Here is a 20,638-nt window from a genome sequence, read left to right as displayed (position 1 = left end):
GAGTCTTCTCATAATGAGAAGACTCTTTTTTATGTTTCATAACTTTCTATTATGTATGAGTATAAAGCGTAGAACATAAACAAAATAGAACCACTACTTATTACGCTAAGTAACACATAAAATCCCCATTTCAAGTTCAAAAACAATGAAAACAATATACTACATGCCATCGCCTGAAAAATCCGCCTACTCACTAAACGGATCTTTTTTAATTGGATCGAGTCTTTTTCCGTACTCTGAACTTTTTTAAACGCCTTACTAAACATAAAAAGAAACATACTAATCCCAATTGTTAGTCCTGTTTGAAAGGATATCATGCTTCCAAAATTAATAAAGAGAATGAGCATATGGATAAACAACATAAATAAAGTAATCGTCTTTAGAAATCCACTTATAATGACATGCTCGTCTTCATTAAACTTGTATATATTATGTGAAATAATATACATCAATCCATGTAAGAAAATAATAAGACAAGGAATAAGTGCTATAACAACTTGTTTACTCATAAACTCGTTCGGCCGACCATTTACATCCCAGTGTACCGCCAAATGCTCTGATAAATATGGATAGAGACATAGAGTAACTAAAAGACAAGCGAAAAATATTCCTAGTATATATTTATATTTGACCAAGTGATTCTCACCTCTCTTTTCTCTTAACGGCTTCGCTTCTTTTAGAGAAATTCCTGCAAAAATCTACTTTTCTCAAATTTAAACTTACACTTTACGCATTCACTCTTTGAAATTCTTTCATTGTGTCATTTAATTTTGTTGGAAATGGTACATCAACTTCAATCTCTTCTTTCGTAATTGGATGTAAAAAGTTTATCTTCATCGCATGTAACGCTTGCCTAGACATATATTTCGTTTGTCCACCATATAATACATCTCCAACTAACGGATTACCATCATAACTCATATGAACACGAATTTGATGGGTTCTACCAGTTTCTAATTGTAATGTGACGAGTGTAACATTTTGTTTTTTAAAATACTTCTCTACTTTATAATATGTGATTGCTTGGTCTCCCTTTGGAGAAACACGTCGTCTCGTCGCATGATGGCGATCTCTTCCGATAGCTGCGTCAATTGTTCCTTGCTTCTTTTTTACTTTTCCTTCAACAAGCGCCGCATATGTTCTTTTAATTTTTCGTTCCATTAATAAACGATCCATAATTGCACCAGCAATTCTATGCTTAGCAAATACGACACCTCCTGTCGTATCTTTATCTAACCGATGAATATGACGTACCTTCGTCTCTAAACCTTGCATTTGATAATGAAAGGCAACAAGATTTGCAAGTGTTCCCATCCCACCTTTTTCAGAAGGATGCGTATCCATCTTCTCAGGCTTATTTACAATGAGTACATGATCGTCTTCATATACTACATGTAATTCGCCATATTCAGGCTCTACACCATATTCTTCCTCCATAAACATATGAACTTGTAACTTATCGCCTTCTTTTAAAAGCTCATTCCATCTTCTTTGTTCTCCGTTAACGGTAACACCTTTCTCCATACGAAGCTGATGTAACAACTTTTTCGGTATTTCCCATTCTATTTTTAATAACGAATCAATACTTATGCCATTCCATTTCGCTGGAACAGTAATTTCGCACCATTCGCCCTTTTTCTTCGTTTCCATACTGTATCACCTTATTTCTATTGATTCTCTCATTGTAACGGAAAATACACTTTGATGCACCGTCAAAAATAGAGGACAGTCTTATAATAGACTGCCCCTCATGCTCTACGCCTTCTCATTTCCTGCAACACCTCTTCCGCTTTTTGTTCATATGATAAATCTTTAAAGAAATCGGCCAATCGCTTATAATCGTTATACGTATCTAATAAGTCATCTATCTTTTCCCCTTTCATCACTTGTTGTTTTTGCTTCATTTTTACCGGATAACGATAGCCCGATACTTCTTGTATTTTGTAATACTCATCCTCTACTTGAATGACCTTTACAAGTTCCTCTTCTTCCGCATCCATCGTATACCCATCAAAATCTCTAAGCAATTCATAAATGATATGAGTCCATTCATCTTTTGGGTAAAACCCTTTTTCTAACCGATAACCGACAATGCGATACATATGCCCATCGTTTTCTGCAAACTGTACTGTATCATTTAGCTTAAATTTAAAATAACGAAACATTGTCTTCACCTACTTATATGTAATGTTCTTATCACATACTATTTGCAAAATGTAGGTCTTGCTATTCATAAAAAAATACTCATCTTATAGATGAGTATTTTTTACGATGATTTTTCTCTTTTCTTTCGAAATGGTAACCACCAATTCCAGTCTCCAAACAATTTCATTAAGCTTGGTACAAGCATAAGACGAATAATTGTTGCATCAAGAAATATCGCTAATGCAACGCCAAGACCCATTTGCCTTACTGGTAAAATATCAGTAAAGGCGAAAGCACCAGTTACAACAATCATAATTAATGCAGCAGATGTAATAATTCTACTTGTTGAAACAAGTCCTTCTAACGTCGCTTGATCGTTATCCCCTGTTTCTTCATACAGCTCATGGATACGCGAAATAAGAAAAACTTCATAATCCATGCTAAGCCCAAATACGAGGCCGAAAATGAAGATTGGTAAGACAAATAAAACAGGACTTGCTTCTAAACCAAAATGCCCACCTTCAAATAACCAAACAACAATTCCAATTGTCGCGCTTAAACTAAGTATATTCATAATAATCGCCTTAATTGGAATGAGTATAGATCGGAATGCAAATAATAATATAACAAAGGTCGACCCAAATATAACAGACATACCAATTGCAACTTTATCTTTAATTTCATCTTCTAACTCTTGTTGGAACGTCGTCATTCCGCCTAGATAATACGTAACATTCGTTTCTTTATAATTTTGTTTAAAATCACGAACCCATTGTTTCGCCATTTCTGTACGTGGTTTCGTATCTAAAAAGACTTCGATTATTGTCTTATTTTCTTTCGTATACGCTTCAAATACCGGAGCTATTTTAGCAGCTTCTGGCGACTGTAACATCCCAGCTACTTGATCTGATTTCATTCCATTTAAACTGTCATATAAACTTCTTACTTCATATACTTTCTTATCACCTTTTAACTTTTGAACGACTTCTTCTACCTTTTGTAAACTTTCTTTTTCTTTCATATTTTTTTTCGTCTCTACCGCTAACGTAACATCAGCATGTGTTTTTGCAGTTTCATTAAATGCCTCTTCGTACTTTTCATATGCAATTCTTGTATCACTTTGTTTAGGTAGAGCTTCCACGTCAGGGAACTGCAAATTAGCTGTACGTAATGGTAATAAGCAAATCACAATAAATGTTGTAACAACAATAATCATCACAATTGGATGTTTCATTACAAATTGTGCAAATGTACGCCACGCCTTTGCCGGCGTATGTGCTACTTGATTCTTTTTTAATATTCGTTTACCAATTAATGATAATAACGCTGGAAGAAGTGTGAGTGAGAATAAAATACTCATAATTACAACAATCATTCCGCTAATTGCGACTGACTGAATATAATCAATTTTAAAGAAGAACAAACCGGATAAACCAACAAATACACATAATCCTGAAAATACGATCGCACGCCCTGCCGTCTGATATGTAATTGCTATCGCTTCTTTTACTGTTCGCTTTGCAACTTCCTCTCGAAAGCGATTTACAAATAATAGTGCAAAATCAATAGATAACGCAAGTCCGATCATCGGTGCTACATTTAACACAAAGATAGATAGTTCCTTATCGCTACCTATAAAGTATAATATGCCCATCGTACTAATAACACTAAGTGCCCCATTTACAATTGGTAAAATAGATGCCAAAAGGCTACCGAATGAAAATAGTAATACGAGAAATGCAATCGGTAACCCAATCATCTCTGCTACTTTTAAATCATTTTGCGTTCTTTCATTAATCTCTTTGTTAATTTTCGGAAACCCTGTAGGCGTTACTTTTAATGCCGCATTACTTTCCTTTTCGATTTTATCAGCAAATTGTAATGTCTTTTCCATTCGTTCTTTATTTGTTTTCCCGGAAAATAAAATTGTCGCATAGCCGATATCATCTTGTAACATTTCTTTATTTTGCACTGGATGATGGAAAGATTCATATGTCTCTTTCTCTTGTACATTTTTTACAACACTCTCTACTTGCTTTTGAAATTCGTCATATGAAACACCCTTATTTTTCTCAAAAACAAGTAGGAGCGTATCTTGGGACCTCTTAAAATCTTTATCTAAAATTTCTTTCGTTTTTTGATAGTCCCCTTCTGTTTGGAAACCATCACCGCCTAATACTCCCGGTAACTTTGGAGCAAAAATCCCAAGTGCTACCGCAAGTAAAACTAACACTACAATTACTGTATAACGAAATTGATACAAAAAAGCTCCTAACTTTCCCCACTTATCTACTTTATGTACATTTGTTTTCATACATTTTCACCTACTTTACATCATTCAATTGTCATTTATACTGTATCACATCTTCATGCAAACAAAAAACGTCTGGAAACACTATAATGATAGTTTTTCCAGACGTTTTTTTATCTTTCTTTATTAAGCCCCAATCTCTCGGTAAGTAAACGATGGCAATAAATCACCATAATTAACAAAATACCACCTACGCAATAACCTGCTAAAATATCAGTTGGATAATGTACATTTAAAATAACTCTACTTAATCCAATCGATATAATTACTACTCCCATCAAAATCGTTATAACATATTTTCCCGTTACACTCTTCAAATTTGCTGCAATGATATAAGCGAGAAACCCGAATGTCATAATAGATAACATTGCATGCCCACTAGGGAAACTATATCCAAGTGCATCCAATGCTTCGTTTAACGAAGGACGATCTCTTTTCACAATTTCTTTTATCCCTTTATTCACAAGATGTGTGATTAAAATGCCCATTGGATACACGATCATAGCAGCATAATAATGTTTTCTCCAAAAAACAAGTAAACTTATAACGAGCACAGTTACAATACCAATGGCAGATCCTAATTTTGTATAATATGAAAAAAATGTAAGTGAACCTTCTGTTTGTAATCCTTTCACTAATCCGCGGACATATGTATCCATCACTGTAACACCACCCGCATGTACGCGCCAAGCAACAATACCAAATACAGCAAGTAATAAACCGATACACATTACCTCATATTGATGTAACTTCTTCTTCAAACGATTTCCTCCTACTATGAAAAAATGCGATTTCTACTTTAGAAACCGCATTTCCTCACTTATTTACCTTTCGTTTTTAACTCTGTCCAGTAACGATCATAGTCTTTTAACTTATCGTCTACATCAACAAGCCATTCTGTACGATCTAATTCTTCTTTCGTTAAGAAGATCATGTGGTTATCACGATATTCTTTACTATGAAGAGGATGAGCTTTTTCATTTGGATTACTGTATCCAATTGACTCGTAGTTTTTCACACTTACTTTCTCATCTAGTAAGTAGTTCATAAACTTCTCTGCAAGCTCTTTGTTTTTTGCACCTTTTGGAATTGCTAACGTATCAGCCCAAATTGTGCCGCCTTCTTTTGGTACAACGTACTCTACATCTTTATTATCTTTTGCGATAAATGCTGCATCTCCAGACCAAACTGTTCCGATCCAAGCATCTTCTGTAATGAATTTTTGTTTAATATTATCTGTATCAAATGCTAATAAGTTTGGAAGTAGCTTCTGTAAATCAGTTGCTGCTGTCTTTAACTGTGCATCATCTTTCGTACTGTTTGAGAATCCATGCTTCTTAAGACCCATTCCTAACACTTCACGAGAATCATTTAATAAAGTCACATGCCCTTTATATTTCTCGTTCCATAGGTCAGCCCAGCTTGTAGGTGCTTCCTTCACATACTTTTTATTGTATGCAATACCTGTTACGCCCCAAGTATATACTAAAGAATATTTATTCTCTGGATCAAACGCAGGTGTTTTGAAATTAGAAACCATATTTTCGATATTCGGGATATTCTTTTTATCTAACGGCGCTAATAAATCCATTTTCGCCATTGTTTTAACCATGTAATCAGACGGCTGAATTAAATCATACTTCGCGCCACCTGCTTGTAACTTCGCAAGCATTTCTTCATTACTTGCGTACTTATCATAGTTAACTTTCACGTTATATTTCTTTTCAAAATCTCTTAGCACTTGCTCATCAAAATTGTCAGCCCAGCTATAAATGTTTAACTCTTCTTTTTTTTCACCACAACCAGCAAGTACACCAGCAACAAGGCTAAAGCTAATTGCTGCGCCGGCTAATCTTTTCATTAATTTCATCGGTTTATTACCCCCTCGTACTTTCTATATCGTTCGTATTATAAAGGAAGGTGTCCTCCAGAGTTTTCTTCACCATCTGCACCTTTGTTACGGAAGATTTCAGATAGAACCATTAATCCTACGATAGCTACAATTAAAATTGTAGAAAGTGCATTGATTTCTGGTGATACTCCGCGCTTAACCATACTGTAAATGTATAATGGCAATGTTGTTGATCCTGGTCCTGATACGAAGAAACTAATTACAAAATCATCAATTGATAATGTGAATGTTAATAATGCGGCTGAAATAACTCCTGGTGCAATTGCTGGGAACGTTACATAACGAAACGTTTGCCACGGCGTTGCTCCTAGATCATTCGCAGCCTCTTCTAAATCACGTCCCATACCAGAAAGGCGTGCTGCTAAAATAACGACAACAAATGAAATACTAAATGTAATGTGTGCAATAATAATTGTTGTTTTACCAAGTTCCATACCTAATTGACTAAATAAAATAAGTAAAGATAATCCCATTAAAATATCAGGAATTAAAATTGGTAAATACACAAGACCATTAATCGCACCTTCATAACGATATTTATAACGATGTAATGCAATTGCGAAAATCACACCAAGAACAGTCGTTACAATCGTCGTTACGACTGCAATCGTCATACTATTTACAAACGCATCAATAACATCTTGTTTTTGAAATAAATCTGTATACCAATGGAATGTGAATCCTTCCCATTCCGCATTAATGCGAGAATCATTGAAGGAATACACCATTAAAACCATCATTGGAAAATACAAGAACAATAAAATTAACCAAGAATAAGAAACTAAAAACTTCTTCATCTTTGCCTATTCCCCTCCGTTCCCATCATATTTATATACTTTCGTTGCACGATAATATAAGTAAATTAACAGAACAGAGAATAGAACAACAATCATAGATAACGCAGATCCAAACGGCCAATCACGCGCTCCTAAGAATTGATTTTGAATTACGTTTCCGATTAATGCTACTTTCGATCCACCCATAACGTCTGATACAACAAACATTCCGATAGAAGAAACAAACACTAAAATAGAACCAGTAGCAATCCCTGACATCGTCATTGGTACTGTAACATTCCAAAATGCCTTTACTGGTGTCGCCCCTAAATCATAAGCTGCTTCTAGCTTACGTTTATCAAGCTGCTCAATCGCTGCATACACTGGTAAAATCATAAATGGTAATAAAGAATATACCATTCCGAGTATTACAGAAGGTGTATTATATAGTAAATTTAAAGGCTCACTAATAATACCTAGCTTCAATAGCAATGTGTTTACAAGACCTTGTGAACGTAAAATAACAATCCATGCGTATGAACGAACAAGGAAGTTAATCCAAAACGGGATCGTTGCCAATAATAAAAGAATCGAACGATATTTGCGATCAACAATTGTAATTGTATATGCAAATGGGTAACCAATCAGTAAACATATTACCGTGGTAATAACCGCAATTTTCACTGTTTCCCATAACGTCCCCATATATAATGGGTCAAATACACGTGCTATGTTTTCTAATGTAAATTGCATTTCCACTGTCCCATATGCTCCGCGCTGCATGAAGGCAAATGCCAATACAAACAGAAGGGGAATTAGGAAGAAGATTAACAGCCATGCGACTGTAGGTAGTGCGAGTAATTTCCCTTTTTTCAATTTAAGGTCACCTCGTCCTCTTGCTCCCAGCCTACGTATACATTATCTCCAATGCTCCACTGTGCTGCTTCTTCAGCAGTTTGATATGCCATTAGTAATTCTGATGTTTTCTCATCACGTACATAAAGCTTTTCCATATTTCCAACGAACTCAATGTCTTCAATATGGCCAAGATGGTATTCTTTTAAAATCGGCTCTTCAACCGAACGCACTTTTACATTTTCAGGGCGAATTGCTACATAGCCTTCCCCGTTTTTCACAATATTATTTTCACCGATAAATGTCGCAACGAACAACGTTTTCGGCTTATTATAAATTTCTTTCGGCGTTCCGATTTGTTCAATATGGCCTTTATTCATAACAACGATGCGATCACTCATGCTCATCGCTTCTTCTTGATCGTGCGTTACGTATATGAACGTAATTCCTAAATTACGTTGTAAGTTTTTCAATTCACGTTGCAAGTCTTTTCTTAACTTAAAGTCTAACGCCCCAAGTGGCTCATCTAGTAATAATACACGCGGGTTATTTACAATCGCTCTCGCAATTGCTACACGCTGCTGCTGTCCACCAGAAAGCTTTGCAGGTTTACGATTACGGAACTCAAGTAACTGCGTTAAACGCATTGCCTCTTCAGCACGCTCTTTCTGCTCTGCTGCCGGTACCTTCTGCATTTTCATACCGAAACAAATATTTTTCTCCACATTCATATGTGGGAATAGCGCATAATGTTGGAACACTAGGTTCATATGACGCTTATATGGTGGCAAATCGTTAATCTTTTCATCATCTAATAAAAGATTCCCTTTAGTTGGAGTTTCAAATCCTGCGATCATACGAAGTAACGTCGTTTTCCCGCAACCACTCGGTCCTAAAATAGTTAAAAATTCCCCTTCTTTAATATCTAAAGAAAGCGGTGGGATAATCACTTGATTTCCAAAATGTTTTTCTACTGCTTCAACTTTAATAATCTTTTTCATTTTCCCGTCCTATCTACCTCAAATTTAAATTTTTATATTCATGAATAAATATTTATGTTCTATAGACTATTTTTTGTTTCGATCCAAACAAAAATGGTTATTTAGCAAACGTTCTCTTCTATTCTTTATGTAGTATGTTTGATTCATTTTTGCATGATACATAATGTCGAACAGAAAAACCCCTTCCATTGCGAAGGGGCTATTATCATACGGCTACGCCTACTGATAAACACCATCATCATTTTAACAACTTTCGTATGAATTTTAAAGCACTTTTTGTAGAAGAGTAACGAATTTTCATATCGAATGCCGTAGATTGGGCTAAAATGCTTTTATAATGTGAAAAAGTCCGAAAACTTTCTTCCCCATGATAACTCCCTAATCCACTACTTCCGACGCCCCCAAAAGGTAAATATGGCGTTGCAAGATGATAGACGACATCATTAATACAGCCTCCACCATACGAAATATTACTCGTTACTTTCTTTTGCACTTCTTTATCTTCAGAAAATACATATAACGCTAATGGCTTCGGATGTTGCTGAATCGTGTCAATTACATCTTCTATGTTTTCATATTCTACAATTGGTAAAATCGGACCAAAAATTTCATCTTCCATAACAGCATCTTGCCATGTAATGTTCGTTACTACTGTCGGCTCAATATGTAATGTATCCTTCTTATAGTTCCCACCAATTACGACTTGACCATCTTGTAAAAATCGACATAATCGTTCAAAATGCCGCTCACTCACAATTCGTACGTAATTATCATTATGCAGTGGCTCTTTGCCATACTGCTCCGCAATTTCATGTCGCAGTGCCTCAATTAACTGTTCTTTCACTGAAGCATGCACATACATATAATCAGGTGCTACACACGTTTGCCCTGCATTTAAAAACTTCCCCCACACAATTCTTCTTGCTGTTACATCTATTTTTGCATCTTTATGTACAATACATGGGCTTTTTCCACCAAGTTCTAACGTAAGCGGCGTCAACTGTTTTGCTGCTGCTTCCATGACAACTTTCCCAACGCCCACACTACCTGTGAAGAAAATATAATCAAATGGTTCCTTCAGCAAAGCTGTACTCTCTTCAACCCCGCCTTCTACTACCGCTACAAGCTCTTCTTGGAATAATTCCTCTAACATCCTCGTAAGCACTTTGGAAACGTTTGGCGTTAACTCCGACGGCTTTAAAACGATTGTATTTCCAGCTGCCAGCGCTCCTACAAGCGGTGCAATTGCTAATTGAAATGGATAGTTCCACGGTGCAATAATAAGTGTCACACCGTACGGTTCGGGCACTACTTTCCCCTTTGATCCAAAATGAGTGAGTGCTGTTCGAACACGCTTCGGTTTACTCCACGATGAAATATGCTTCAATTGAAAAGAGATTTCTTTTAATACATATCCCACTTCCGTTGTAAATGACTCATGAACTGACTTATTTAAATCTAATTTTAACGCCTGAAATATTTCTTCTTCAAAACGCTGAACGCCTTCATAAAGCTTCTTCAAATTATTCTTTCTCACTTCTACACTTCTTGTATGGCCATTTTGAAAATATTCCTTTTGTTTATTTACAATAGAAGAAATACTCATTCATTCACCTTCTCCCACTATTTTTATCCAATTCTTTCATTATTTATATAGACTTCATATATAATAAATTTCTATTCGTAAAGTTACATTATATATAATTTCTTTTTGTATATAAAATTCATTGCTCACAAAAAAACTACCGAAAGAAAAATCTTTCGGTAGTTTTACTGTATTAACGATATAAACGAACAGCACCTGCAGAATTATCATCAGCTTGTCCTACTACTTCAAACTTCAGACCAAGATTCGGTAAAATACGTCCTGCATCTGGAATCTGTTGGTTAATATACGTTTTCGAATCATCAAACTTCGGTACACCTGCTAAGCCATCATACGTAAACGTTCCACGCGTTGGAGATACAACTTTCCAAGCTGGCGTTTTGTCGAATGAGAACGCCGCATCAGCAATTTGGAATCGTGTACTACTCTTAACTGTCGGTTTACCATTTAAAGTTCCTACAATTGCTTCTGGGTGAGAGTCAACTACTCCAAGGAAACCGTGTCCTGGATGTACGCCAACCCAGTTATCTGTATAAGCAGAGTCCGCATACCATACAACCATACCAGTGTTAAATACTGGACCACGAGCAAATTTCAATGCGTTATCTGCACCAGCATAGTTTCTCCACTCTACATAGTAGTTATGTTTTTTCTTCTCAGTTCCGTTAGATACAACAAAACCATCTAACTTTAATTGTGGTGTACCTTCTGCATCATCAGAGAATACTACTTTACCATCTACTGTTAATGAAGCATTATCAAGAGCAAATCCATTTAATGCTAAACCACCATCAGTAATGTAATCAAATGTTAATTTTACTTTCTTACCTTTGAATTGGCTTAAATCATATGATTTGTCAATCCATTTTCCATTTGTTGAATCTGCATTTCCACTATTAGCTTTCTCACCAAGTCTTTCAATTAACGTTTGTTTACCATCTTCTGTTACAGCATGTACTTCAAGGAAGTCATACCCTGCTTCAATTTCATATAATGATTTGAAATCAAATTTTGCAGTCGTTGCATTCGTTAAATCGAACAGTGGTGTTTCCATCTTCGTATGAAGATCGTCACCTTTTGTGCTGTAGTAATACTGTTTACCAAATGCTGGGGCAATTGTTTTTACATCTTTATCAGGTAAGTTTACACGAATCATACCTGGACGGTTCGATTTCGTAACACTTTGGTCTAAATATGTTGCTAGACCGATACCTTTATTTAATTTCTCGTAATCTACTTCTACGATATTTGCCCAGTTACCACCGATTGTTTTTTGGAAAAACTCTTTATTTTGAGGTGAGAAACTTGTTGGCGTTGTTCCTGCAATTTTACCAGCCCAGCTACCGCCACTCATAATAGACCAAGATTCAATAGGCTCACCTTGACCGCTATATTGTGTATCATACTCATCTGGAAGACCTAAATCATGACCATATTCATGTGCGAATACACCAACTGCGCCATCTTCTGGCTCAATTGTGTAGTCAAATGCTGCCATCTTTCCGCCCCAATACGGAACTTTCGCTTGTGTGCCTTCGATTGGGAATGGTTTCGGTCCAACAGTCCAGCGATGCGACCAAATTGCATCGTCACCTAATTTACCACCGCCTGCTTCTTGTCCAACACCTGCATGAATAATCATTAAGTGATCGATTAAACCATCCGGTTGATTTTGATTTCCGTCGCCATTTACATCGTATTGGTCAAATTGGTCGAACTCTGATAAATCAATACCGCTATCTACAGCTGCTTTTAATGCATCTTTTACTAAATCACGTGGTCCTTTTGGTCCTTTATTATCATGACCGCCGCTTGCAGCATCCGCACCGTAATCAGCAGCTTTACCAGGAACTGTTAACCATTTTGTAACTGTTCCGTCTACTGTATAACTACCGCCAGATTGCTCTTCATAATATTGTTTAAATGTTTCGATTTTACTTCCATCATTTAATGTGAATGGCTCATTACCGAATAACATTTTTTCATAATGTTCTTTGTTAAAGTCTTCCGAATACATATAACCAGGTTCTTTATCGATATTGTTATGTTTAAAGTCAGCGTACTCTACAAGTAAAACGAGTACTTTATCTTTACGAACATCACCGTTATACGCTTTTTGCTTTGCTGGAGATGTTGGTACTTTACCATTTAGACCACCTTTAACTGGCCCTGTCGCTGCAGGTGTTCCTGTTGCTGGTTTATCTACCTTTTCTTTTGTATCTGCTTTTGCATCTTTCACTTTCTTTAAAAAGTCAGATGCTTCTTTCGTAAGTGGATCGCCATTTGATACTTCTTTCCCAGGATTTTCACCCTTTTTGTTCTCTACGTATTTTTCGACAGCTTTCTTTGTTTCTGTCTCTGAAGCCTTCGAATCAATTACTCCACGTTTTTTTAGCGCATCTGCTAAACGTTCTTCCGGAATTAAATGATCATCAACTGGGCTCGTAGCTGTCTTATTTACAGGTGTTTCAGCATATGTAGATTGAGTACCAGCTCCGAACGAAAGGCCTAATACAGCTGTCAAAGCAATTGATGATAAAACTTTGAACGGTTTCTTGTTCATCCCTTATTTCCTCCCCTAATAAATAATATGTATTACAAATTGAATTTTATTAAAAATTCAATATTTTTTCAATATTTAGTCATATTATGTAATGTTTTTAATATATTTGTAAAAATTTCATAGTTAATATACGAATATATCACAATTCAACAATGTTTTCTGAAAATATTGAAAATAATTGTCAGAAACTTTATAATTTCCATAGAGAGAATTTAATGGGGATTTTATCTTTGTTTTATCTACAGAATATTTGATAATTCACTACATAAAATACAAAATTCGATTGCATTATCACGTGTTCTGTAGCAGCAGTTATGACCGATAATTAGGGAGGAATTACATTTGTACAAAGATAAGACTGACGCACTGGATCAAGAATGGATTGATTTAATACTTGAAGCTCTAGACTCTGGTATCGCCCTACAAGATATCGAACATTTTTTCCAACGTATGAAGTCATCCAGTCAGGCTCAATAGGTTTGTTCTTTTTAACGAAATTTATGTTATAATAATGACATCATAAGACGACGACATATTGATAGAAAGGTGCGCAAATATGATTGGAGAACGTATAAAACGCCTGCGTTTACAAAAAGGTATTTCATTAACTGAACTTGCCGAAAAAGCTGGTGTTGCTAAATCTTACATTAGTTCTATAGAACGAAATTTACAAAAAAACCCTTCCATTCAGTTTCTTGAAAAAATCGCAGCAGTTCTACAAATTCCAGTTGATACTCTACTTCATGATGAAACAGCAAAGGAAAATCACCTAGACTCCGAATGGACACAACTCGTTAAAGATGCAATGAGCTCAGGTGTCTCCAAAGAACAATTTCGTGAATTTCTTGAATTTACAAAATGGAAGCAAGATCAAAAATAATAAATAGAAAGAAGTGCTTACAATCGGCACTTCTTTTTTCTTTATAAAAAAAAGCGGGGGATACCCGCTTTTTTTATTTATTATCTTTCTTCGCCATCTGCTTGATGAGCGTTGAATGTCCATTCTAAGTTTAATGAATCACCTTGGAATTTATTTTGATCTTCTTGATTATCTGTGAATTCAAATTGTACCCATAAATAGTCCTCTGTACCAGCATCTAAGCCACCGTTTTCTCCCCACTCAGGAGCAAAGATTGCTTTAGCTAAAACATCTGGCTTTTCGTTTTGTAACTTAGCTAATGTTGTTTCATATACAGGCTCACTTTGTTTATCCCAATTCCAAATGAATTTCACCTTAATATGCTCACCAAAGTCTACACCAGCATTATCACCTTTTGCATCTTTCACAGTATACTTTGTTGCTAATTGAACATCTTTAATTGCTATCGTACCACTGTTCTTTAATAAGAATTCTTTCTTAACAGAATCCCCTGGTTTTAAATCTTTAATATCTACAAGCGTTTTAGGGTCTAATGTAAGATCTAACGTCCCAGCTGCAAATGTATTGTTCGATACTTCTTTATCGCTAAAGTAAGCGAATGTTCCTCCACCAATTAAAGATAACCCCAATGCTGCTGATGCAACTCCCATACCTAATTTCTTTTTCAGACTCACAATCAATTCCCCCTAGCTGTTTTTTATATTTTTATTGCCATCTCTTATTTAAAATAAGAGATGTAGCTAAAACTATATTAGATTAGCTACTATTTGTTCTTTTTTAAAAACCTTATGTTCATTATAACGAACATAACTATATAAATACAACACATATTTATTAATATTTTCAGTTATTTTTATTTCTCAATATTATTCCGAAATTTCTAAAAAATATTGAGAAATAAAAAAACATTAATTAATTTTCTTATCTATACTAATTATTAGCCTTCACCATCATACTGCCAATTAATTTTCTCGCATCTGCTTTTTGACATGCATTGTTAAAATAAAGAGGACACGCCGAATAGGTGAGTCGTAATACTTCTCACCTACTCGGCTTTATAACCGCTATTCGCTCTATATGTTGCTATATTTTACTTGCTACTCTTGTTTCTTACTCTCTTCTTGCTTTTTTGCTTCCTCTTGTTTCTTCTCTTCTAGTTTTTTCGCTTCCTCTTGTTTCTTCTCTTCTAGCTTTTTCGCTTCTTCCTGTTTCTTCTCTTCTAGTTTTTTCGCTTCCTCTTGTTTCTTCTCTTCTAGCTTTTTCGCTTCCTCTTGTTTCTTCTCTTCTAATTCCTTTTGCTTCTCAGCCTCACTCACTTGTTTTGCTGTTTCATCTACTAACAACTTCTCAAAATCTTGAATTTGTTTATCAATCACCTGTAAATTAACTTCTTTATCAACATACTCGCAGTTTTCTTTCACTATATGAAAACCAGCATTCACATACGAGAATACTTGCTTATTCGATTCAGTTGTATTTCCTTTTAACTCTTCTTGTACTTGATTATAAGGTTCTTCTATTGATTTATATACTTTTTGTAACGATTCTCTCTCAGTAGCTATCTTCTCACGCCCTTGCTTCCATATAACAAGCGCCTGTTCTAATTCCTGAGTGGATCTAACATTTAATTTTGATTTCATCCCTTCGTACTCATGCAAAATAACTTCCTTATGCTGCTTAGCTTGTTGTATTAATTGATCAACTGTTTTTGGAAAAATACTTGCTGTAGAAATAGTAGCCGCTACTTTCGTTTCATGAATGAAAGCTGCTTCTGTATAAGTCATCATTTGAGAGCCTAAATAAAAAGTAATCGAACACAAACATGGCAATATAAGCATCTTTTTGAATTTACGAGGTGGCTTCAGCATTTTAATCTCTCCTATCGAACAACGTGTTCTTTATCAAGAACTATATCTTTATTATAATAAAATGAATTACAAAATGATATAAAAATTATGTTTCTTTTTACATTTCACTTTTAGCAGAAAAAGAGACTATCACTTTCGATAGTCTCTTTTTGTTGTCCTTATTATTTTGTTTCACCATCGCCTTGCTGTGCATCAAACGTCCAAGTTAATTGTAACTTATCGCCTTGGAATTCATTTTGATCTTTTTTATTATCAACGAATTCAAATTTCACTTTGAATTTATCAGATTTACCTGCTGAAATACCTTTTTCATCCCAGAACCAAGCAGCTAAATCATTATTTACCGCAGTAAGTGTGTCACCCTTCAATTTATCTAGCGTTGTTTCTTTTACGATTGTTTCATGCTTGTCTACATTTTTTAAGAATGTTACTTTAATATGTTTACCAAAATCATCTTTATTATCTTTCTTCACATCTTCTACATTGTAATCTGTTTTTAGTAGTACTTTTTTAATATCTAATGTCCCTTTATTTTCTAATTTAAATTCTTTTTCAACTGTATCACCAGGCTTTAAATTCGATACATTAACAACTGTTGATGGATTTAATGCTAAATCAAGCGTACCAGACGCAAATGTATTATTTGACACTTCTTTATCGCTAAAGTATGCAAATGTTCCTCCGCCAACTAATGCCGCTCCTAATACTGCTGATGCGATACCCATCCCTAATTTTTTCTTTAAAGTCATGTCCATATCCCCTTAATATATATATTTGTTAACTTCCTAAAAGGAAAGTATAACCAAACGAACTAGACGGATTGTTCTACTTTTTTCTCTTTCTTTTCTCCGTCAATGCTACGAATAGCACTAAAAATAGAAATCGCGGAATAGCCTAGTAAAAAGACACCTGGAATAATAAGAAGCAAAGCAGCTCCAGCTTTTGAATTCGCATAATTTAATGCATACCCTGCATATGGAACTGTAATATCTGCATATTTCCCAATGACATTCTCCGCAAGTACTGGTTGTAAATCAGGGCCGTTGTTGTTATCCCCTTTTGTTTCATACATTACTTTTCCATTTGTATCTTTCACACCGATAATACGGTGAGTGATAATTTTTTCATCTTTCTCTTTAAAGGTAATAACATCACCTTTTTCATATTTAGAACCATCTTTCGTCGGCTCTATTGCAATGATTGATCCTGTTAAAAATGTTGGTTCCATCGATCCTGAAAGAACGCTCTTAAATTGATATCCCATCACCGTTGGATCACCACCGCTCGCTTTTGAAGAAATAACTACAAAAGCTAAGCAAACCATTAACGTAAATAAAACAAATGAGATTACGTTGCTAATCACCTTCCAAATTAATTTCATCGTTTCTCTCCCTCTCCGTTGTTTTATATTATTTGAAGTATGCAATATTCACTTAAGTTCTTTAACGAGAACACAAGTAAATAATATAACGAACAAAACTGAAATGCAATAAGAAAATTTACAATTATTAGTTATTTTAAATATAAAAAAAGACTGTGACAAAATCTCTTCACAGCCCTTTAAACTAGTAATTTATTTTTTTTCTGATTTTATTCCTTTTGTATTTCGGCGTAGCACTACAAATAAAATGGCTCCAAATAATATGGCGGCACCTATCCCAATGCTTATTATTTTCACGTTTGATTCGTTTACTTCAGGCTCGACAGTATCTTTTTTAGGCATCGCAAAAGTAACATCTTCTTTAGAAAGAACATTTACCGTCGCAATTGTTTGATTATTTTTCGTAATATCAACTGCCCCAACTACCTCACCACGATGAATTCCTTTATGATACAAAGAATCTTTATCTAATGATGCCGCACGGAAAGTCGTCCTCACATTTTTCCCTTCATCTTTCTTAAGCATCAGTTCTGCACTTTTTTCAAGCTCGCTATCAATATCTTTATTTAAATACGTTGCCTTTTGATGCCAACTATGTTTATCTAGTACAGTTTGCTTCACAAATTGACCAAAAGAATAGTCCGCCATCTGCTTTAAATCTTCATAAATTTCAGGTCTTTGAGAAGCCATTACTACGTTTATAATACGATTTCCATCCTTCTCATTTAATAAAACGAGTGTATTACGCGCTTCATTTGTAAAACCTGTCTTACCACCAATACTAAATGGATTTTCAAAATAAGTAGATTTATTAAAAATAGACACAGTCTGCCTAGATGTCGTAACTGTCGTCCTTTTCGTATTCATCGCTTGCAAAATCTCAGGGTACTTTTGCACACCTCTCGTAATCATAGCCATATCAAATGGCGTAGTATAATGGTTCGGATCGTGCAATCCATTTGGTGTTACAAAATGACTATCGGTAGCCCCTAATTGCTTCGCTCTCTCATTCATCATATTAGCGAAATTCTCAACACTTCCGCCAATACGTTCCGCAATCGCATACGACACATCATTCGCACTCAACACCATTAAAATCATCAGTGCAGTATTTCTATTAATCGTCTCACCAGGTTGAAACTCAATTTGATAATTACTCTTCTCTTGATCTAATGCTAATTGTGAAAACGTAAATTGATCCTCTGGCTTCGTATGCTCCATAAGTAAAATCGCCGTTAACACTTTCGTCATACTAGCCGGAAATGCACGATGATGTGCGTTTTTGTCATACAAAACATCTCCAGTTTTCGCATCAATCGTAGTTGCAAACTGACTAAAAACATTTGGCCCTTCCTTAGGTGGTGGTGCCACTTGTTCTGGATTCACTCCAATATTCGTCTCAGCACGCAACGTCATAGGTGTCAATAAAAATAAACAAATAACGGTAATAAAAGCCAAAATTTTCTTAAAATTTACCATATGACTCTCCCTTTTCGCTATACTCTCACAGCTTACAAACTGAATCTACCAATCTATATGTAATTTGTATTAAATTGGAAGGATATTCACTGTTTTTTACTATATCATACTTTTACGATAAAGAACATAAATATACAATAAAAAATAAGAAAGAATTATTCTTTCTTATCCTTCTCATCAATCAATGAATCTATTAAATTTTGACTAGCTTCCTCAGGTGTAATTTCATCTGTCATCCCCATAAACGACCAACCTTTAGAATCGACCCACTCAACAAACTCTTGTAAAAACTCATCATGTGTAACATCCACATCAAGAATTGAGCCATTAATTGAAATCGTTCTATTTCTAGATACGCGCATCTTGAACGTCTTCCTTACCATTACAATAATTCTCCCTCTACTTCTGAATATTTATAAAGTGAAACTTTAATCAGTGGGGGGTCTTCATTCCCCACTGATTATCAGCCCTCACCAATCGGGCTTTTACGGGCAGTTGATATCCCACCTAACTTCTTTGCTTTCGCTGAATTTTGAGCGAGGATCTTACTGCCCGCAAATAGCGGGGTAAAATAATCTTGTATCTCTGTTATACATGATTTTCAGTAAATTGTAAAAAGGATATATTGGCCAATTTGGACATTAAACATAGAAATCTCTTATCCTACATAAACCTCGTACGATATACAAATGGTCATAGTATTCAACAATTAGACCATTTAGATGAATAAAAAATTATGGTCTTTTGGAAGATATCATGCAAAATAGTATAATTTGAATAAGAGCACTAAGGCAGCTCCATTTAGATGAATTTTTACGTTGTAGACTTAGAGACTGATGCGGAAAGTACTATTTGGTTCCTATTTCTATACATAATATTGCTGGAAAGAAGGTAGTACGGTGAAAACAACAGAAAATTTTACTGACAAGGCCGATATATATGCGAAATATCGGCCTAGTTATCCCAATGAATATATTGAGTATTTGCTTTCGGCTAACGAACTAAATGAGAATCAAATTGCCGCCGATATTGGTTCAGGTACGGGGATATTTAGCCGCCAGCTACTTGAAAGTGGTTTACATGTTATTGGAGTTGAGCCAAATGATGACATGAGAAACATGGCAGAACAATCGTTAAAACGATATCCTCGTTTTCAATCCATAAAAGCAACTGCCGAACATACCACTTTAAAAGAAAATAGTGTAGATTTAGTGACTGTTGCTCAAGCATTTCATTGGTTTGATAAAGAAGCTTTCAAAATCGAATGCCAACGAATTTTGAAACAAAAAGCAAATGTTGCTCTTGTTTGGAATAGTAGAGATGTAATTAGTCCCATTATTAAAGAAAATGCAGACATTTGCGAGAAAACCTGCCCGAATTTCAAAGGATTTAGCGGTGGAATCGAGGAAACTCCAGAAATGTTTAACAGCTTTTTTAAAGATGGAAAGTACGAATTTAAAGAATATCAAAATGATTTACTTTTTGATTATGAAGGTTTTTTAGGAAGAAATCTATCAGCGTCCTATGCTCCGAAAGAAAATGACGAAGAATATCAAAACTTTATTTCTCTCCTATCAGAGTTATTCGAAAAATACAGTAAGAACGGAAAAATTGTTCTCCCAAACTTAACGCGAAGTTACATGGGCAATGTGTAAATAGCTGGAATCAGCCCTCACCAAACAAGCACGATCATTGAATAAACCTTAGCTTTATTTTTATATGTTGAGTACAATGCAGTACACTATATTGAAAATTAAGCAAGCATACTCCCGGTCTTGATTTAGGACGGGGGTATGCTTGTTTCGTGCGATGAAATGTAATAGCTTTATTATCTTTTTATAAAAAACTCACATTTTATCAC

The 20,638-nt window shown here is 35.1% G+C and carries 20 protein-coding genes; 3 read left to right on the top strand and 17 right to left on the bottom strand.

What is annotated here, in order from left to right:
- Window positions 1–29 precede the first annotated feature (29 nt).
- From AC2CGR_RS01845 to inhA1, 11 genes are all read right to left on the bottom strand, one after another.
- Complete coding sequence (locus AC2CGR_RS01845) at window positions 30–635, bottom strand: DUF1648 domain-containing protein (RefSeq protein ID WP_087965340.1); 606 nt, start codon at window positions 633–635, stop codon at window positions 30–32.
- Between the two features lie 91 nt (window positions 636–726).
- Entirely contained in the window at window positions 727–1,650 is a 924-nt protein-coding gene (locus AC2CGR_RS01840) for an RluA family pseudouridine synthase (protein WP_087965342.1), read from the bottom strand.
- A gap of 98 nt (window positions 1,651–1,748) precedes the next feature.
- A complete protein-coding gene (locus AC2CGR_RS01835) occupies window positions 1,749–2,165 on the bottom strand; it encodes a histidinol dehydrogenase (RefSeq protein ID WP_087965344.1) in 417 nt (138 codons plus the stop codon).
- A gap of 101 nt (window positions 2,166–2,266) precedes the next feature.
- Entirely contained in the window at window positions 2,267–4,459 is a 2,193-nt protein-coding gene (locus AC2CGR_RS01830; protein ID WP_087965346.1) for an MMPL family transporter, read from the bottom strand.
- A 110-nt stretch (window positions 4,460–4,569) separates the two neighbouring features.
- On the bottom strand, window positions 4,570–5,217 hold the full coding sequence (locus AC2CGR_RS01825; RefSeq protein WP_131101700.1) for a phosphatase PAP2 family protein: 648 nt from the start codon (window positions 5,215–5,217) through the stop codon (window positions 4,570–4,572).
- Window positions 5,218–5,276: 59 nt separating this feature from the next.
- Window positions 5,277–6,326: a spermidine/putrescine ABC transporter substrate-binding protein PotD gene (potD, locus tag AC2CGR_RS01820; RefSeq protein ID WP_000772504.1), complete on the bottom strand. Its 1,050-nt coding sequence runs from the start codon at window positions 6,324–6,326 to the stop codon at window positions 5,277–5,279.
- Between the two features lie 38 nt (window positions 6,327–6,364).
- Window positions 6,365–7,165 carry a spermidine/putrescine ABC transporter permease PotC gene (gene potC, locus AC2CGR_RS01815; RefSeq protein WP_000714205.1) on the bottom strand — a complete coding sequence of 267 codons (801 nt, stop codon included), beginning with the start codon at window positions 7,163–7,165 and terminating at the stop codon, window positions 6,365–6,367.
- A 6-nt stretch (window positions 7,166–7,171) separates the two neighbouring features.
- Entirely contained in the window at window positions 7,172–8,020 is an 849-nt protein-coding gene (gene potB, locus AC2CGR_RS01810) for a spermidine/putrescine ABC transporter permease PotB (protein ID WP_000715494.1), read from the bottom strand.
- Window positions 8,017–9,000, bottom strand: a complete 984-nt coding sequence (gene potA, locus AC2CGR_RS01805) for a spermidine/putrescine ABC transporter ATP-binding protein PotA (RefSeq protein ID WP_000720319.1) — start codon at window positions 8,998–9,000, stop codon at window positions 8,017–8,019. The genes potB and potA overlap by 4 nt, the downstream gene beginning before the upstream one ends.
- 238 nt (window positions 9,001–9,238) lie before the next feature.
- Window positions 9,239–10,606 (bottom strand): aldehyde dehydrogenase, encoded by a 1,368-nt coding sequence (locus tag AC2CGR_RS01800; protein WP_087965348.1) that lies wholly within the window; start codon window positions 10,604–10,606, stop codon window positions 9,239–9,241.
- Between the two features lie 172 nt (window positions 10,607–10,778).
- Window positions 10,779–13,169 carry a M6 family metalloprotease immune inhibitor InhA1 gene (inhA1, locus tag AC2CGR_RS01795; RefSeq protein ID WP_484480468.1) on the bottom strand — a complete coding sequence of 797 codons (2,391 nt, stop codon included), beginning with the start codon at window positions 13,167–13,169 and terminating at the stop codon, window positions 10,779–10,781.
- A gap of 342 nt (window positions 13,170–13,511) precedes the next feature.
- Between inhA1 and AC2CGR_RS01790 the strand changes: the two genes are divergently transcribed.
- The gene (locus AC2CGR_RS01790; RefSeq protein ID WP_048526766.1) at window positions 13,512–13,646 is read left to right on the top strand and encodes an anti-repressor SinI family protein; all 135 of its coding nucleotides are present in this window, start codon (window positions 13,512–13,514) and stop codon (window positions 13,644–13,646) included.
- Window positions 13,647–13,725: 79 nt separating this feature from the next.
- Window positions 13,726–14,049 carry a helix-turn-helix domain-containing protein gene (locus AC2CGR_RS01785; protein WP_060630023.1) on the top strand — a complete coding sequence of 108 codons (324 nt, stop codon included), beginning with the start codon at window positions 13,726–13,728 and terminating at the stop codon, window positions 14,047–14,049.
- A gap of 80 nt (window positions 14,050–14,129) precedes the next feature.
- On the opposite strand, the gene calY is transcribed toward AC2CGR_RS01785, so the two are convergent.
- The 6 genes from calY to AC2CGR_RS01755 all read right to left on the bottom strand — a co-directional run bounded on the left by calY (window position 14,130) and on the right by AC2CGR_RS01755 (window position 19,160).
- Window positions 14,130–14,723 carry a biofilm matrix protein CalY gene (gene calY, locus AC2CGR_RS01780; RefSeq protein WP_087965352.1) on the bottom strand — a complete coding sequence of 198 codons (594 nt, stop codon included), beginning with the start codon at window positions 14,721–14,723 and terminating at the stop codon, window positions 14,130–14,132.
- Between the two features lie 423 nt (window positions 14,724–15,146).
- Window positions 15,147–15,917, bottom strand: coding sequence for a DUF4047 domain-containing protein (locus AC2CGR_RS01775; protein ID WP_131101696.1), 771 nt, complete (start codon window positions 15,915–15,917; stop codon window positions 15,147–15,149).
- 161 nt (window positions 15,918–16,078) lie between these two features.
- Window positions 16,079–16,666, bottom strand: a complete 588-nt coding sequence (locus AC2CGR_RS01770) for a CalY family protein (protein ID WP_000172849.1) — start codon at window positions 16,664–16,666, stop codon at window positions 16,079–16,081.
- A 62-nt stretch (window positions 16,667–16,728) separates the two neighbouring features.
- Window positions 16,729–17,298, bottom strand: coding sequence for a signal peptidase I SipW (gene sipW / locus AC2CGR_RS01765; protein ID WP_087965356.1), 570 nt, complete (start codon window positions 17,296–17,298; stop codon window positions 16,729–16,731).
- Window positions 17,299–17,490: 192 nt separating this feature from the next.
- The gene (locus tag AC2CGR_RS01760) at window positions 17,491–18,777 is read right to left on the bottom strand and encodes a D-alanyl-D-alanine carboxypeptidase family protein (protein WP_484480467.1); all 1,287 of its coding nucleotides are present in this window, start codon (window positions 18,775–18,777) and stop codon (window positions 17,491–17,493) included.
- Window positions 18,778–18,932: 155 nt separating this feature from the next.
- Complete coding sequence (locus tag AC2CGR_RS01755) at window positions 18,933–19,160, bottom strand: hypothetical protein (protein ID WP_000251865.1); 228 nt, start codon at window positions 19,158–19,160, stop codon at window positions 18,933–18,935.
- Window positions 19,161–19,676: 516 nt separating this feature from the next.
- Between AC2CGR_RS01755 and AC2CGR_RS01750 the strand changes: the two genes are divergently transcribed.
- Window positions 19,677–20,432 carry a class I SAM-dependent methyltransferase gene (locus AC2CGR_RS01750; protein WP_484480466.1) on the top strand — a complete coding sequence of 252 codons (756 nt, stop codon included), beginning with the start codon at window positions 19,677–19,679 and terminating at the stop codon, window positions 20,430–20,432.
- The last annotated feature ends 206 nt before the right edge of the window (window positions 20,433–20,638 follow it).

Source organism: Bacillus sp. LSHTCR4 (assembly GCF_057197025.1).
This window is presented reverse-complemented; position numbering and strand designations above follow the sequence as displayed.

What these genes read in the sequence shown, in the direction of transcription:
- potA (WP_000720319.1), bottom strand. Translation starts at nt 9,000, where the DNA reads ATGAAAAAGATTATTAAAGTTGAAGCAGTAGAAAAACATTTTGGAAAT.
- AC2CGR_RS01785 (WP_060630023.1), top strand. Translation starts at nt 13,726, where the DNA reads ATGATTGGAGAACGTATAAAACGCCTGCGTTTACAAAAAGGTATTTCA.
- AC2CGR_RS01760 (WP_484480467.1), bottom strand. Translation starts at nt 18,777, where the DNA reads ATGGTAAATTTTAAGAAAATTTTGGCTTTTATTACCGTTATTTGTTTA.
- AC2CGR_RS01835 (WP_087965344.1), bottom strand. Translation starts at nt 2,165, where the DNA reads ATGTTTCGTTATTTTAAATTTAAGCTAAATGATACAGTACAGTTTGCA.
- AC2CGR_RS01770 (WP_000172849.1), bottom strand. Translation starts at nt 16,666, where the DNA reads ATGACTTTAAAGAAAAAATTAGGGATGGGTATCGCATCAGCAGTATTA.
- potC (WP_000714205.1), bottom strand. Translation starts at nt 7,165, where the DNA reads ATGAAGAAGTTTTTAGTTTCTTATTCTTGGTTAATTTTATTGTTCTTG.
- AC2CGR_RS01755 (WP_000251865.1), bottom strand. Translation starts at nt 19,160, where the DNA reads ATGGTAAGGAAGACGTTCAAGATGCGCGTATCTAGAAATAGAACGATT.
- AC2CGR_RS01830 (WP_087965346.1), bottom strand. Translation starts at nt 4,459, where the DNA reads ATGAAAACAAATGTACATAAAGTAGATAAGTGGGGAAAGTTAGGAGCT.
- inhA1 (WP_484480468.1), bottom strand. Translation starts at nt 13,169, where the DNA reads ATGAACAAGAAACCGTTCAAAGTTTTATCATCAATTGCTTTGACAGCT.
- sipW (WP_087965356.1), bottom strand. Translation starts at nt 17,298, where the DNA reads ATGAAATTAATTTGGAAGGTGATTAGCAACGTAATCTCATTTGTTTTA.
- potD (WP_000772504.1), bottom strand. Translation starts at nt 6,326, where the DNA reads ATGAAATTAATGAAAAGATTAGCCGGCGCAGCAATTAGCTTTAGCCTT.
- AC2CGR_RS01775 (WP_131101696.1), bottom strand. Translation starts at nt 15,917, where the DNA reads ATGCTGAAGCCACCTCGTAAATTCAAAAAGATGCTTATATTGCCATGT.
- AC2CGR_RS01840 (WP_087965342.1), bottom strand. Translation starts at nt 1,650, where the DNA reads ATGGAAACGAAGAAAAAGGGCGAATGGTGCGAAATTACTGTTCCAGCG.
- AC2CGR_RS01800 (WP_087965348.1), bottom strand. Translation starts at nt 10,606, where the DNA reads ATGAGTATTTCTTCTATTGTAAATAAACAAAAGGAATATTTTCAAAAT.